We start from the raw sequence: 15,069 nt of genomic DNA, 5'->3' as shown, positions 1-15,069 counted from the left end.
TTTCTTTCTTTTTCAGATGACTTTACTGGCTGGTTAGATGGTAAAGGTTGGCACTGGGATTATATTTAAGTATACAATAGCAACAGAAAAACATACTATGTAACAGCAAATGAAGCACCAATAGATTCTTTGAAAGTTTGTTCGTAACAAATAGTATGATTATAAATTTAAAAAATAAATGTTGTAGTCACTCAAAATAAAAGGCGTGAGCTATTGGGCCCACGCTTAAGAAGAATTTTAATTTCAATGTTTTTATAAAAGTTAATTTTTTAGTTATTATATTTTATACATTTTTTGTGCTTGTCCCCAAACCTTAATTAAATTTCTAAGTTCAGTTGTTTCAATCTTACATATATTAGGATCATGGATAGAATATAAATCTACAAGTATAGTTTCATCCTTTTTTACTTGAATTGCACATAATGTACCTTGAAATTCATTATATTCTTTTAAATTATTTAATACTTCATCGATTTTTTGTAACCACCATTTAACTGGAATCCCTTGGATATCGTTTTCTAAAAATGTTGCTACAATTTCTAGTTCTTTTGGTAATTCTATTTTTAAAGAATCTAGGTCTTCATTTTTTGTCACTTTATATATATTTCATTTGTAACTACTGGCTGAGTAGTTACGATAATTCTTTTATATCTCTATTTTCACGTGTTAACCACTAGTACACCGCAGCAAGTCAATATTACTAACAGCGCGTAGAAAACGTTTGGATAAATAAGAAGCAAATAAATTATTAAAGGGTTATAACCCCTACTATAAGAAATACTATTATTACCAAAGGAAGAATGATAATCATAAAGGACACTATTATTGTTAATAATGCTTTCCATGCTGAAAATTGGTGTGCTTCTCCTAAACATTTTAAGGAAATAATGATTGTCCAAATTCCAATAACTACATCAATTATGGCAAAAATAAGAAACAAAATCGTTAAAGTTATGCTACTATCCATTTTCGGTGTCTCACTCGTAAAGTTTTCTATCCCAAACAAGAAAAATGAAGGCATCCAAACTAATATAAGAGAATAAACGTAAGGGATATAAGAATAGGCAACTGAGTAACGTGTTTTTTCAAAGGTACCTTGTCCACCAAGTTTTTTTGCCACCCAATTAAATAACGCTGGTAGCAAAAAATAATAAGTTAAGAAAACAACGAAGGTACCGAATATAACTATTGAGATTATTGAAAATGGACTACTTATTGAATCCGCCATATTTTTAGAAGATGCTCGATCTAAAGTCTGTACGAATGAGCCTAATAAAATGAGTAAAAACACATTCTTAGGTTTGGATATAAAAATTTCTTTCATTGTATCACGTGGTTTTGTCCAAATGGAGAACCAAGGATTAAGTGCACGTTTAAATTGATTTTCTGGAGTTTCCATATAAAAAACATTCCCCTTTCTTAAAACATATTAAATATAATTTCCTAATCATCCCAGTTATGTACATAGAAATATTAAAGCATAAATAGTCGGTTATTTAAATATAAATATTCAATCATTTAATTTCATCTGAAACTTAGGGGGAGTGCTTCTTAGCAATTACCTCTATATTGTCTTGCATTTTTAACTATGGGCTGAGTAGTTACTTTCATTTTTGAGTACCTCACATTCTTTAATACATTGGATAAACAGTTATAATCTTATCATTAATAAGAACAAACCTAATTTCCATTCCTTCAGATGTTTTACCAGAATATAATCTTCCACTTATACATCTTTTATTGCTATAAGCCTCGTGAATGGCTTCCATAAGAAGAATGCGATTATATACTTAAAATTCAACAAATTTTCTTTAAAAGCCTATACGTATTTTCCCTCCATCTTCTATATGCTTCCGTAAATAATAATACTTATAGAGTTCTATAATCATATAAAACAAAACAAACGAAATCACTGTGCATGCAGACATAAATACAATTGCCCCCATCTGTTGTGTTGCAATGCTAAGAATTATATTAGCAATTAACTGCCCCAATCCCGCTGCAATAGCTGCTACTTTTACACCACCAGTTCCTTTCGACGACTTTGATTTTTTTCTTGGTTCCTGAAGTTTTTCAATATGATTTTTATAAAAATAATACAAAGCAAAACCATACAAACCAACTGAAAGAATAAAATAGATGGGAGTTTGTAATTGTAACACTTCATAAGCATATTTTTGAGTTATAACCAATAATCCGACTGAACATATGGTGCCATATACTCCTCGAAATAGAGTGTATTGTAATTGTCGTTTCCGAGGATTGATAGCAATCCATATCGCCCACAAATTTAAAAAAATAACTGGAGGAGTTACTATATATACATAGAGTAATCGAAAAGGATTCGCAAAAGCAGGCAAAAGAACAAACACGTCTGCCCCCAAAAGGACAAGACCAATTACATGGACTCTTATTTCATTTACAGGATAAAGAGCCATATAATGTGCAAAAGCTTTTTTATTAAAATCTATACTTTTTTTCATATTAATTAAACCACCCCGCTACTGTTGACCAAGTTTTTTTCGCACCCGTTTTCACCATATCCTTAATACTATCATCTTCACCATCACCATCTAAATCAACATCCCATTTTACACCTTCTGTGAAATATTATTCCCTTCTCGAAAAGAAGATCACCCCATTAATAAGATCTAGGCTTATCAAAAATTTCAAAAAGCCGGAGATTTTGCCGGTATCGAATCTATTAGGACTCACACCATGCGCAAAAGCTTCGGCTATTGGTTCTATAAACAAACAAAAGACGTGGCTATGTTGCAGGAAATATTAAACCACAGCACACCACAAATTACACTCAAATATATTGGAATCAATAAAGAAGAAAAAGATAATATTCTTGATACATTTCAAATTTAATTTATTTAGAATTACTATTTTCAAATTATATTTTCGAAAAAACGTTAGATTATACATTTTTTCTTTGTTATATTTAAAGAATAATTGGAGTATTAAAATCAACTGATAGAGGTGTTTGTGTGGAATTATTTGAGTATTATAAAAAAAAGGGGAAGTTTAAGTGTTTAATTGGAACTGGGCTTTTTCTTTATGGATTAATTGGTATGTATAATACTTGGGGTAATATTAATTGGGGACCAGTAATCTTAATTATTATAGCTTCTCTTGTATTTTTTAGTATTGGATTTTGGCAATTAAAAAAAGGAAATTTACTAGAAAAAAATATAGTTAAAAATGATTTAACATTTTGGGATATTGATACTTATGTTTTGTTAGAATTACCCGGCAATAATAAACATTTAGGTTTATATACTCCTGATGGAAGATATGTAGCAGGAACAAAGATGATTTCTTCAACATTACCTATTTTAAAAAATAAAGAAGTTTTTGGATTAGAAGCAAGTGATGGAGAAATTCTTGCATACTTTCATAGTGAAATTGAAAATTATGATTGGGCTATTTATGATTCAAATTATAATTGTGTAGGCATGTTTAAAGAAAATATTATACAGGGATTTGGAATGGTACGTGGTTCTTTAATAAATGAAAAAGAGATAAAACTTTCTGAGATAGAAGTTGAATTTGATTTTTTTGAAACATCTTTTCGTACAATAGATGATCGTATATTAATAAACTGTAAAAAAGGATATATGCCTTTAGAATGGAGTGAAAAATTCGGATTAAATGTACCTATTATTAAATTAGGTAATAATATTTCTAATGCTGAAAAGATATTTGGTTTAGGTATTCTTATTTATATTTTAGAAACTATTAAAGTAAGAAAAAGTAGGATTTTTAATGATTAGAATTAAATTATTATAAAATTTATTAAATGTTTTATTAAGAATCGAATCACCAAAAGTGAAAGTAGCTCCAAAATCAATTTTTATTGTATATTTTGGAGCTACTTTACGTTTACTTCTTAAAATTAATAAGCATGTATTACCAAAACCAACTAGAAATAGAATTGGCAAACGGGTAAAACCCAATTTCCATTTTTTATAGCTTTGTATGTATTTGAATTCCTTTTGCTTTCTCTTCTTCACCCTTCACACGTACAATTAAATCATATGATCCGGGTTTTGGCGCTTCAAAAGAAAGCAAACCTTCTTTTTGAGAAGTGACTTCTTCTTCATAAATGACCTTATCGTCTTTTGTGACTTGCAATAAAATCGTACCTTCTTCAACTGCTGCCTCATAAGGAATTTCCACATTTCCTTTTTCAGCTTTAAGCGTTTGTACATCGTAATACCCCTGCAAAGAACCAATTGTTAAAGTCGTTTCGCCATTTTTTTGAACCTTTGTGACTTTTGTTGCTGTATTACATGCGCTTAACAATACAACAAGAGTGAAAATGAGAAATGAACGAAGCAATTTCATAGAGAGTCCCCTTCCTTTAAATATATATGTATTAACATTCATCCATTAACTATTTCAAAAACACTAACAGCTTAAAAGAATCACCGTTTTTCTTCAACTTCTTTTTTAAATAATTTTTGAAACTCTAATTCTGTTTCATTAATAAAACCAAGATGTAAAACACTAGAAATATCTTCATGATTCAAAAAGAAATTATACTCCGAAGAAATATTACCATGAGGAAAATAACAACATACATAATCCCATGTTCTTTTTGTTTCGGAATCCATCTGTTTTCTTCCATAAACCATTAATGGATGTTCCCAATCTTTAAACATTACAACAGAACCTATTGGAAGTAATTCTAACTCTAAATTTTGTCCCATCTTAGTTTCCCCTTCTTAAAATAGCCTTTTTTATAATGAAATAAGTGATAGAAAACAACAAACAAGTACCAATTGTACCAAAAACTGCAACCGAAATGTTACCTGCTAATGTTTCATTTGGATCCAATGCATTAGGTAAAATTGTACCGAAAATTGCAATACAAGCTAATATAATCATAAGATATTTAAAATTTTTCACTTTTTTATTCATACTAATTATCTCCTTTATTCCTTAACACTAACTTCTAAACCAAATCCCCATAAACCTACACCAGGACCAAATGGTACATGGAATTTGAATCCACTTTTTCCAGCTTCAAAAGATCCCCCGAGTGTTCCAAGCGATGCTGATCCCCCAATTTGTAACTTTTTATCCATAAATGGAATAGGAATTTTTATAGCACTCTCATATTTTACTAGAGTAGCTTCAGCTCCTATATGTAAATTTCCCTTTTCCACATGAGCGCCTAACTCTGCAGTAGCAAGAGCTACTTTAGCCTCAGCTCCTATTCCAAATCCTTTAATATTCTCTTGTTCTATTCCGGCTTGGGCTACTGTAAAACCAACCATAGGTCCATAGGTTTGTTCTCTCTTTTCTTTATCTTTTACATCAAATCTATCATAAGTACGAGAACTTACAAATGGCTCTGCTTCAAGTGTAAGACCTTTAATAAATATACCACCATATCCCTTTTCCTCAGTAAATGATTTTTCATACTTTTTACCATTTATTATACTACCAATTCCTTTTACAACTACTCCAGTAACTGTTGCTACTCCATTAGCTGTTTCCTCAGCTGTTTCCTTTATTACTTTTGAATCCATCAAAAACCAATCATTTTTAACAGCTTCTTTTTCAATTTGAACAGAATGAACTTTATCTTCTGATTTTTTTTGAATAGCTACTGTCCATTCCATATTTAATTCTTTCACACTAAATATCCCTGTTAAAGCATTAAAACCTTTTCCATTTTGGACTTCCGCAAGACCTGCAGCAATACTCGCTGCTAATTGAATTGCTGTACTATAATTATTACTAGAGGTCTGATTGAATTGATACAAATGATCCAGCTTTTCTTGCAGTTTTTGCCTCATAACAATAAAAAGATTTACCATGGCATCCATACCCGGAATTGGCATAGCTTGATTGACAGCTTCCATACTTGTTTTCATTCGGTCAATTTCTCGAATTTGTTCTAACACTTCTTGTTCAATAACATCAGTTGAAGCTACCTGTGATTGAAATTGACTTGGAAAGGCATTATTCTGACGGATTAGTTCTTCACATAAGTAAATAATTCCTTGCGCTAGAGGACGAAAAGTTTGTACAAAAAATGATTTTGCACTGCTATACGTTTGCCCTTGTAACACAGTATCAATTGCAAAAGCATCAATCGACTGAATCGCTTGTTCCATACCTTGAATGGTCGCCGTACATACAGCATTCATACTTTGAGTTTGGTTCTGTACTTCTCCCAAATACATATTTAAACTCATGAATTAGCCTCCTTTACTAATTGTTGTTGCTGATATGAAAGGTCGTTTTCTAAATCACTAAGATCTCGTTTCTCTTTAAACAATGTTTCTTTTTTGTTTTCCAATTCAAATGTGACTTTTCGTTCAATATGTTGTGCATCTTGATACGTATTCATAAAAAACTGGGACATTTCTCTATCACCATGCCAAGTTCCTAAAATTCGATCAAACAAACGACGATTTCGACTTCTACATTCATAAAAATCTGCTTCCGCTTGTTCTTGAGCTTGAATCGCAGATTGATTTCGGTCCTGTTCTTCAAATACACTTCGTAACTTTTGATTTACTTGATTAATTTGTTTTTCAATATCTTGACTCATCATATTCCTCCTACTATTTTACTTTACGTAGGTTGTCACATTAGCGAAAAGTATTGTGAAGTTCGTTATCCATTCTCTCAAATTCATTAGATACCGAATGAATATTATCAACTGCTTGTTGAAAGGCAGTGGAAAATTGTTTCGTCAAGTCTAAAACTTGCTGATTCGCTTCTTGTGCTTTCAAATTAACAGATAATGTTGTACGCGTCGCCTTTGTTATAGAACGAGTTGTTGCACTTTGAATCCTATCAGAGGCTGATTCCATTTTCGTAGCAATTTGCGTTGCTGTTTGTAAATTACTTTGAAATTGTCCCATTCTTTCAAACCCTTTCTATAAATTTTCCAAACGCATCAAAGAAATCTCATTAAATATATATCCCTATCAATATCGCTCGCTAGGCATGCAATCAAATGAGCCATACAATATAAGCTGTATGGCTCATTTGAAATGCTTGTTATATAGAGTATGATAATTTTTATTTCAAACCGAAATTACGTGATAATTCTTCATCATGAGAAGCAACAGCCTCTGCAGTTTTATTAAGCTGCATATTAATTTCTTGTAATAGCTGTGCAAAGTTTTGTACCTTTGGCTTTAATTGATTGAACTGTTGGTCAAAACCTTCAAAAGCACGTCCTTCCCATTCTCCTCTTAATTCATTTTGTAAGTTTTGTAGTTGACTTAAAATGTCCTCAATTTGATTTGCACCTTGTCCATATCGAGCCGCTTTTGATTTAAGCTCCTCTGGTGACATACGAATTTGTCCAGCCATTTTCATTTCCCCTTTAATACATAATGAGCAAAATATATATTGGTTAATTTTACTAAACACATTATAATGTATTATTCTGAACTTTTAAACGTTTTATCTTTCTATTGAATATTAGAATATTAATATTCTACTTTTTCTTGTTTTACAAGATTTTATGCAAAAAAGACCACCAAAAGGCAGTCCCTCATAACGAAATTCTGTGTTAACTTGTAACAAAAAAAGAGGAGCCATCTCCTCTTAATAAATAAACACTACTTAATTTGTTCCTTATACTCATGGTTAACAAGTACATACCATTTTCCTGTATCAAATTTTTCTTTATTAATCACGTAAACTTTACTTTCTCTCCTTACCTCCCCTGGTTTTAATTCCTTAGTAATAGTAGAGGTCTCGCCTTTTTCAACCCCATAACTACTAGCTGCCCACACATCACTTTGGTAAGCATTATCATTTTCATCCACTAAATCCACTGATGGTAAAACGGCTAATTTCATCGGTTCGTTTGTGATGTTTTTCCCTTCTGCTTCTACAACAATAAAGACATGTCCATCTTCAGGTTTTTGGAATCCTATACTTTCTTTACCAACCTTATCTCTTTCTACAACTCTTTTTACAGTTACATCAAATTTAGGTGTATGAAAATCCTTGTTTACAGCATACTCTTTTTCTTTTATTTTTGATTTCTCTTTTGTTTGTTCTGTATTTTTCTGCTTTGTATTCTCTTTCGTTTTCGCCTCATCAGTTGTTTGCACTTTCTTTTCTTCTTGTTTAGAATTGGTTTCTTTAGATTCTGAAGAAGTTTTGTCGGATGTATTGCCGCAACCAGATAAATTGAATACTAAAGCGCCACCTAAAATACATGTAGTAAATTTTTTCAACATCTCTTTTTATCCCCCAATAACACGATATATAAATTCCTTACTTATCATAGCAAAAAATATGATCTTAAATTGTTGTATTTTGTCGAATGATTAAGAATAATCAATCGTTTTTATTGCATATAAAAAACATGATCTTGATGTAGTACCAAGATCATGTTTTACGTTGATGTTATTTATAAAATACTTTATCCACATTATACTTCGCTTGAAATTCGTTAATCATATATGTTTCGTAAATTTCTCTTTCCATCGGATCTTCTACAATACATACATCAATACAATACACTTCATCACGATGACTTTTAATTGGTGATACATTATCTTCAAAATGCTTTTTAATACGTTGTCTTACTTTACGTGCTTTCCCAACAAAAAGAAGTTCGTCATTAAAATCATAGTTAAAAAATAAGGGGAATTATATGATAGGAGATGCAAATATAGACATTCACTGACCATTAGTCTACAAGTAATCCCACACCCCCACACAAAAGAAAAAAGCACCAGGTCCCCCCCCGATGCTTTCCCCCCTAAAACAAATGACAAGCCACCTCATGCCCCTTCGCAATCTCCACCATTTTCGGTACTTCCTGTGCGCATTTTTCGGTTGCGAATTTACATCTCGTTCTGAATTTGCAACCGGATGGTGAGTTTAGCGGGCTTGGAACTTCACCCTCTAGGATGATTCGTTCTTTGCCTGCGTTTGTTGGGTCTGGTTCTGGCATAGATGAGAGTAGTGCTTGTGTGTATGGATGTGCCGGTTTTGTGTATAAGTCTTCGCTGTCGGCAATTTCTACTATGTTTCCTAAGTACATGACTCCGATTCGGTCTGATATGTGTCTTACCATGGATAGGTCATGTGCGATGAATAAGTATGTGACGCCTGTTTCTTCTTGAATGTCTTGCAGCATGTTTACGACCTGTGCTTGGACTGAGACATCGAGTGCTGAGATTGGTTCGTCACATAGGATGAAGTCTGGTTTTACAGATAGTGCGCGCGCTATGCTAATGCGCTGGCGCTGGCCTCCGCTAAATTCGTGCGGGTAGCGATATAAGTGTTCTTCTTTTAGGCCTACCTTTTTCAGCAGGTCTAAAATGATTTCTTTTTGTTCTTCTTTTTCGTAAGAGCCATGAATGTTCATCGGTTCGCTAATAATTTGGAATACATTCATTGTCGGGTTTAATGATGCGTACGGGTCTTGGAAAATGATTTGCATTCTTTTTCGATAATCTTTTAGTTCGCTTTCTTTTAGATCTGCGATATCTTTTCCGTCGAATAGAATGTTACCTGAAGTGACGTCGTGTAAGCGAATGATACTTCTTCCTGTCGTTGATTTTCCGCAGCCTGATTCTCCTACTAATCCGAATGTTTCACCCTTTTTTATTGTGAAGCTAAGGTCATCGACTGCTTTTAATTGCTCTGTTTTTCTGCCGAATAGTCCTTTTTTAATAGGAAAATACTTTTTTAAGTTCCGAACTTCAATTAAGTTTTCTTCATGCATGGGAATCACCTACCGCCCTATCGTTTAGCCAGCACATAGAGCGTCTTCCGTTTCCGATTTCAAAATATGGTGGACGTTCTGTTTCACAAATGTCCATTTTATGCGGGCAACGCTCTGCGAATGGGCATCCTTTCGGCGGATGTAATAAGTTTGGCGTTACACCTTGAATTGGCGCTAGTCTTTCTTTTACGCCGTTCGATATTTTCGGCAGAGAGTTTAATAGCCCTTTCGTATATGGATGGTTCGGCGATTGGAATATATTAAGTACAGGTCCTTCTTCCATAATAAGCCCGCCGTACATCACAATAACGCGTGTACAGTTTTGCGCAACAATTCCAAGATCATGCGTAATAAGAAGCAACGACATATTCGTTTCATTCTTTAAGTTTTTCATTAAATCTAGTATTTGCGCTTGTATCGTTACATCAAGCGCTGTCGTCGGTTCGTCCGCAATGAGAAGGTCTGGGTTACAAGACATTGCCATTGCGATCATAACCCGCTGCTTCATACCGCCGCTTAGTTCATGCGGATATTGTTTTACCCTTTCTTCTGGTGAAGAAAGACCGACTTGTTTTAGTAAGTTGACCGCGATATTTTGTGCTTCTTTCTTTTTCACTTTTTGATGCCGAATAATTACTTCCGTCATTTGCTTACCAATTTTCACAACTGGGTTTAATGCTGACATTGGATCTTGGGATATGAGTGAAATTTGATTTCCTCTAATAGAACGTAATTCTTTTTCCGATTTAGAAAGCACGTTTTCATTTTGAAAAAGAATCTCTCCTTCTTTCACTTTCCCTGGCGACGTAACGAGAGCCATAACGGATTTCGCCATAACACTCTTTCCGCTTCCCGATTCGCCAACAATCCCAACGACTTCACCCTTTTTCAAACTAAATGAAACGCCGCGAACAGCTTCTACTTCGCCGTCTTCTATGAAAAAAGAAGTCTTTAAGTTTTTTACTTCCAATAGTTTTTCAGACACGCTTTTCACTCCCCCTCACTTAAAGCATTAGTTCTCATGATGAGCCCCTTTTGGTGCGAAAGCTTTTTTCAACGCTTCACCGATTACGTTAAAACTTAGTACTGTTAATAAAATAAGGAACCCCGGGAAAAGTGTTAAATACCAAGCTTCACCTATGTATCCTTGCGCATTATTTAGCATGCTGCCCCAAGAAGAATCTGGTTCTCTAATACCTAGACCTAAGAAGCTAAGTGATGATTCCATTAAAATAGATGTCGCAATTGTTAATGTCGCTGCGATTATAATGGTTGATAAAATGTTAGGAATGATGTGTCTTACAATAATCATGAGTGATTTTTGTCCAGATACTTTTGCGTATAACACGTACTCACGCTCTTTTACAGATAACGTTTCTGCCCTTACGATACGCGCGGTATCCATCCACGTTAATAATCCGATAATAAGAACAAGCGTTGTAATTCCTGGTTTTAAATACGCATTTAATAACAGCATTAAAAAGAACGAAGGAATTGACATTAAAACTTCAACAATTCGCATTAAGAAGTCATCTAACTTTCCGCCAAAATATCCACTTATTGTTCCTACTGCGGTGCCGATTGTAATGGAAACAACCATCGCTAGAAAACCAACCGCAAGGGAAACTCGTCCGCCATATAACGCTCTCGTTAAGTAATCCCTTCCATAATCATCTGTGCCGAAAGGATGACTTAAACTCGGTTCTTGTAAACGATCTGGAATCGACATTTTACTAGGATCGTACGGCGATACAAATGCGAAAAGAGACGCGATTGTTAAAACACCCAGTATAATAACTCCCATTACTACAAACTTATTTTTTGTAAAACTATTTTTTATCGTTTGAAATCTCCTATTGTTCATTCCAAATCACCCCCTCATTCGAATGCGTGGATCTACTACGCCATATAAAATATCAGCAATTAAATTACCGAGAATTAACATGAACGATGATAATAATGTGATTGCCATAATAATTGGATAATCAAATCTAAAAATAGCATTCACCCCGAGTGAACCAAGTCCCGGCCATGAGAATACTGTTTCCGTAATGAACGCTCCGCCTACTAAACTTGGAATGGATAATCCGAAAATTGTAATGATCGGTATTAATACGTTTCGAAGTACGTGATTAAATAAAACTGTTTTCTGTGAAGCACCGTACGCATATTGAATTTGTACGTAATCTTCCTCTAATTGCTGGATGGTACTTGAGCGAATATATCTCATATAGACAGAGATGTTTTGGAACGCTAGCACCATGCAAGGTAAAATGCCGTGCTGGACAATATCCCAGAAGGAATCTTGACCGACTGTGCGCATACCCATACTCGGAAGCATGTTCAATTTTAAAGAGAATAAATAGATTAATAGTAACGCGAACCAAAAGACTGGCATTGAGATTCCCACATAGGAGATGAAGTTCACAATGCGGTCAAAGAACGAGTTCTTTTTCACACCTGTAAATAACCCAAGCGGTATTGCGATTACAAATGAGACGAGTAAAGATGATCCCATTAACCCGATTGTTGCGGGTAATCTTTCTGTAATAAGTTCTAAAACAGGACGATGGTTTTGAAGTGAGTATCCAAAATTCCCTGTTAAAATATTTTTTAACCATAAAAAATATTGCACGTAAATCGGCTGATCTAGTCCTAAACTTTTGCGAATACGTTCAACGTCAATCGGACTCATATTCGGCGTTACAAAGTTTCGAACGGGATCGCCCGGCGCTAGTTTTATTAATAGAAAAGAAATAATAGAAATAACAAATAAAAGCGGAATCGCATTTAAAAGCCTCTTTGCAATTACTTTATACACAAACTTCCCCCCTCAAGATAAAGTGAAACTTTAATCAGCAGGACTTCCACCTAACTTCCTCGCATTCGCCAAGTTTTGAGGTGGGAGTCTTACTGCCCATTAAAGCGGGATAAAGAAGCTGATTTTCACCAGCTTCTTTACAGTTTCTTATTTCACTTCATAAATTTTCGATAGATCTTCAAACATTGTGACAGGAATTGCCTTTGCTTCTTTTAATCCATCAAACTTTTTATCTACTGCAATAACTGCTTTCGGATATGCGATTGGAAGATAAGGTAAGTCTTCTCTCGCTGTATCTTGGATTTTATGGTATAGCTCTGCGCGTTTCGTTTTATCTGTTTCAACTGCAGCCTCTTCCCATAACTTATCAAAGTCAGCATTTTTATAACGTGCATAATTGTATTCCGCATTACTTAAGTACAGACTCTTATATGAATCTGGCTCTGGTCCCATTATGTAACCACCGAATGTAATGTCATATTCTTTATTCTCTTTATCTAAGCCTTTTTCACTTGCCGCACTAGCATCTAATGCATTTAGTTCAACTTGTAAGCCAACTTCTTGTAATTTTTGCTGTGTATAAAGCGCTAAACTTTCCATAATTTTATTGTTCGTTACATACATAACTCGTACTTTTTCTTTATCTTTCACACCAGCTTTTGCTAATAAATCTTTCGCTTCTTTTTGATCATACTTATACTCTTTAATATCTTTCGCATAATACATAGCGTCTGGCGTTAAGATTGAATTTGCTGGTTCTGCAAATTGACTAGAAACGAATGCTGAGTTAATCATTTCTTTCTTATCTAATGCATGCGCAATTGCTTGGCGCACTTCTTTTTTCTTCATAAGATCTGTATTAAAGTTATAAGCTAAGTAGAATAATCTACCTTCAGGGAATGTCACCATTGAGAAGTTCCCAGTGCTATCTAATTTCTTAAAGTCTTGCGGTTCGATCATCTTCATATTGATTTGGCCATTTTGTAGTGAAACGTTTGCTGTATTACGGTCTTTTACAACGCGGTACACGATAGAATCTAATTTCGCTTTACCAGCAAAATAATCATCGAATCGCTCTAGCGCAACATATTCATCTGATTTAAACTCTTTTAATTTAAATGGACCTGATCCAACAGGTTGTAGGTTTTTCTTACTCTTCACTAAATCCGCTTCACCTTCAAATACATGTTTCGGAATTGGGAAAAAGTCATTCATAACCCCTTCGAAAGATGCACTTACTTGTGGTAAAACGAATTGAGCCGTTAGCTCATCCACCTTTTTCACCTCAAGCGGCTTTCCTTTAAAAATAAAGTTTTCACGGCTTGAACTATTTTGTTTCTCATCTAAAATAGATTGGAATGTAAATACAATATCGTCTGATGTAATTTTCTTACCATCATGCCATTTCAAATTATCTTTTAGTTTTAAAGTCCATGTTAATTGATCCTCTGAAGGCGTAAAGCTCTCAGCAAGAACAAACTTTTTCTTACCGTCTTCCATATGATACAGCGGTGCATATAAAGCTTGCTGCACAGTTAACGACACTCGATCATTCGCATAAAGCGGGTTCATCGTATCTGGATTATCACTAACACCAACTGTTAACGTTCCTCCATCTTTCGGAGTCCCTGATTTACTAGTGTTTGCTTGCTTCGAAGAATCTTTCTCCCCTGAGCAAGCCGCTAATGCAATAAGTAATAGTAGGACAAATGGTAATGCAAACAACTTCTTCTTCATATTTCGACCCCTCTCGACTATTTACACCTATAAGAAAACTCGGAATTAATACCGAGTTTTCTTATAGGTTTTAAATTACCACTACCCGTATGTAAAGTCAAACTTTTTTGTATATGTGGAAAGTTTGAAATCTATCAATGAATTCTTGCGATAAAATATATTTATGCGGGGGGTAAAATAAAAAGACCACGAAAAGATAGACTCGCAAAATGCGTTAAAAAACTAATAGCCTACAGAAATTTTCTCTGAAATGGTTGTTATATATAATTGAAAATGTAGAATGAGATTAAAGATAAAAAAACATTTTTAGGAGGTTATCATGACATTTGATGAATTGAAAAAAAACAAACCCACAACCCCATGGATTGAGAATGATGAAGATGGGGAGTTTTTCACTGAAGAAAATATAAGTGCAACAAATAAAGTTCTCGACACTTACATTAACAATTTAGAGCTATTGGGAGAGAATCCAACCGAAGTCGAAATAATGCAAGTCGTTAAAGAAGTAGTTGTTAATATAAATGAATTAAATGAAGAACATGACTATTTTATCGAAACAATGGAAAGAGAAGATCTCTATGAATTTATCGATACAGCAGCACGGATAGCTGGCTTAGAATCCGAAGAAGACATCACAGAAGAATGGCGAGAATGGTAAACAAGCTGCATACTTGGTGTCTAAATTTACTCCTTCATAAAACTTTGTCCCTTCTTCTCCAATTGGAAAAGAAGGGACAAACAAAGACAACTCCAATAGAATCAAATACTGAGATATATTAAAATT

19 protein-coding genes and 2 pseudogenes are annotated in these 15,069 nt (G+C 34.0%); 3 read left to right on the top strand and 18 right to left on the bottom strand.

Annotated elements, in window-relative coordinates:
• Positions 1-276: 276 nt before the first annotated feature.
• From EXW56_RS04720 to EXW56_RS04705, 4 genes are all read right to left on the bottom strand, one after another.
• Positions 277-594: a hypothetical protein gene (locus EXW56_RS04720; RefSeq protein ID WP_002201584.1), complete on the bottom strand. Its 318-nt coding sequence runs from the start codon at positions 592-594 to the stop codon at positions 277-279.
• 154 nt (positions 595-748) lie between these two features.
• On the bottom strand, positions 749-1,399 hold the full coding sequence (locus EXW56_RS04715) for a Yip1 family protein (protein WP_002201585.1): 651 nt from the start codon (positions 1,397-1,399) through the stop codon (positions 749-751).
• 232 nt (positions 1,400-1,631) lie between these two features.
• Positions 1,632-1,769 carry an EndoU domain-containing protein gene (locus tag EXW56_RS27910; protein ID WP_078178966.1) on the bottom strand — a complete coding sequence of 46 codons (138 nt, stop codon included), beginning with the start codon at positions 1,767-1,769 and terminating at the stop codon, positions 1,632-1,634.
• Positions 1,770-1,811: 42 nt separating this feature from the next.
• Complete coding sequence (locus tag EXW56_RS04705) at positions 1,812-2,483, bottom strand: hypothetical protein (protein WP_002201586.1); 672 nt, start codon at positions 2,481-2,483, stop codon at positions 1,812-1,814.
• Positions 2,484-2,610: 127 nt separating this feature from the next.
• Between EXW56_RS04705 and EXW56_RS04700 the strand changes: the two are divergent.
• A pseudogene (locus EXW56_RS04700) lies at positions 2,611-2,874 on the top strand (tyrosine-type recombinase/integrase); the annotation flags it as partial.
• Positions 2,875-2,993: 119 nt separating this feature from the next.
• On the top strand, positions 2,994-3,779 hold the full coding sequence (locus EXW56_RS04695; RefSeq protein WP_002201588.1) for a hypothetical protein: 786 nt from the start codon (positions 2,994-2,996) through the stop codon (positions 3,777-3,779).
• 193 nt (positions 3,780-3,972) lie between these two features.
• Here the strand turns inward: EXW56_RS04695 and EXW56_RS04690 are convergent, their stop codons facing one another.
• The 14 genes and pseudogenes from EXW56_RS04690 to EXW56_RS04625 form a co-directional block, all read right to left on the bottom strand.
• Positions 3,973-4,353, bottom strand: coding sequence for a BA_1872 family lipoprotein (locus EXW56_RS04690; protein ID WP_000771852.1), 381 nt, complete (start codon positions 4,351-4,353; stop codon positions 3,973-3,975).
• Between the two features lie 80 nt (positions 4,354-4,433).
• Positions 4,434-4,718: a DUF4176 domain-containing protein gene (locus tag EXW56_RS04685; protein ID WP_002201589.1), complete on the bottom strand. Its 285-nt coding sequence runs from the start codon at positions 4,716-4,718 to the stop codon at positions 4,434-4,436.
• A gap of 1 nt (position 4,719) precedes the next feature.
• Positions 4,720-4,929, bottom strand: coding sequence for a hypothetical protein (locus tag EXW56_RS04680; RefSeq protein ID WP_001036917.1), 210 nt, complete (start codon positions 4,927-4,929; stop codon positions 4,720-4,722).
• A gap of 14 nt (positions 4,930-4,943) precedes the next feature.
• Positions 4,944-6,215, bottom strand: a complete 1,272-nt coding sequence (locus EXW56_RS04675) for a T7SS effector LXG polymorphic toxin (protein WP_002201590.1) — start codon at positions 6,213-6,215, stop codon at positions 4,944-4,946.
• On the bottom strand, positions 6,212-6,574 hold the full coding sequence (locus EXW56_RS04670) for a DUF3958 family protein (RefSeq protein ID WP_002201591.1): 363 nt from the start codon (positions 6,572-6,574) through the stop codon (positions 6,212-6,214). The genes EXW56_RS04675 and EXW56_RS04670 overlap by 4 nt, the downstream gene beginning before the upstream one ends.
• 40 nt (positions 6,575-6,614) lie before the next feature.
• Entirely contained in the window at positions 6,615-6,890 is a 276-nt protein-coding gene (locus tag EXW56_RS04665) for a TIGR04197 family type VII secretion effector (RefSeq protein ID WP_002201592.1), read from the bottom strand.
• Positions 6,891-7,050: 160 nt separating this feature from the next.
• Entirely contained in the window at positions 7,051-7,347 is a 297-nt protein-coding gene (locus EXW56_RS04660) for a WXG100 family type VII secretion target (protein WP_000918591.1), read from the bottom strand.
• 251 nt (positions 7,348-7,598) lie between these two features.
• A complete protein-coding gene (locus EXW56_RS04655; protein ID WP_002069205.1) occupies positions 7,599-8,228 on the bottom strand; it encodes a hypothetical protein in 630 nt (209 codons plus the stop codon).
• Positions 8,229-8,397: 169 nt separating this feature from the next.
• A pseudogene (locus EXW56_RS04650) lies at positions 8,398-8,619 on the bottom strand (nucleotide excision repair endonuclease); the annotation flags it as partial.
• Positions 8,620-8,755: 136 nt separating this feature from the next.
• Positions 8,756-9,727: an ABC transporter ATP-binding protein gene (locus EXW56_RS04645; RefSeq protein WP_215558047.1), complete on the bottom strand. Its 972-nt coding sequence runs from the start codon at positions 9,725-9,727 to the stop codon at positions 8,756-8,758.
• Complete coding sequence (locus tag EXW56_RS04640; RefSeq protein ID WP_215597235.1) at positions 9,720-10,712, bottom strand: ABC transporter ATP-binding protein; 993 nt, start codon at positions 10,710-10,712, stop codon at positions 9,720-9,722. The genes EXW56_RS04645 and EXW56_RS04640 overlap by 8 nt, the downstream gene beginning before the upstream one ends.
• Positions 10,713-10,739: 27 nt before the next feature.
• Positions 10,740-11,591: an ABC transporter permease gene (locus EXW56_RS04635; protein WP_215597234.1), complete on the bottom strand. Its 852-nt coding sequence runs from the start codon at positions 11,589-11,591 to the stop codon at positions 10,740-10,742.
• Positions 11,592-11,597: 6 nt separating this feature from the next.
• A complete protein-coding gene (locus tag EXW56_RS04630; RefSeq protein WP_002035186.1) occupies positions 11,598-12,548 on the bottom strand; it encodes an ABC transporter permease in 951 nt (316 codons plus the stop codon).
• 147 nt (positions 12,549-12,695) lie between these two features.
• Complete coding sequence (locus EXW56_RS04625; protein WP_215597233.1) at positions 12,696-14,285, bottom strand: ABC transporter substrate-binding protein; 1,590 nt, start codon at positions 14,283-14,285, stop codon at positions 12,696-12,698.
• Between the two features lie 319 nt (positions 14,286-14,604).
• On the opposite strand from EXW56_RS04625, the gene EXW56_RS04620 reads away from it, so the two are divergent.
• Entirely contained in the window at positions 14,605-14,943 is a 339-nt protein-coding gene (locus EXW56_RS04620) for a hypothetical protein (protein WP_215597232.1), read from the top strand.
• Positions 14,944-15,069 lie beyond the last annotated feature (126 nt).

Source organism: Bacillus mycoides (assembly GCF_018742245.1).
GTDB classification, from domain to species: domain Bacteria; phylum Bacillota; class Bacilli; order Bacillales; family Bacillaceae_G; genus Bacillus_A; species Bacillus_A cereus_U.
This window is presented reverse-complemented; position numbering and strand designations above follow the sequence as displayed.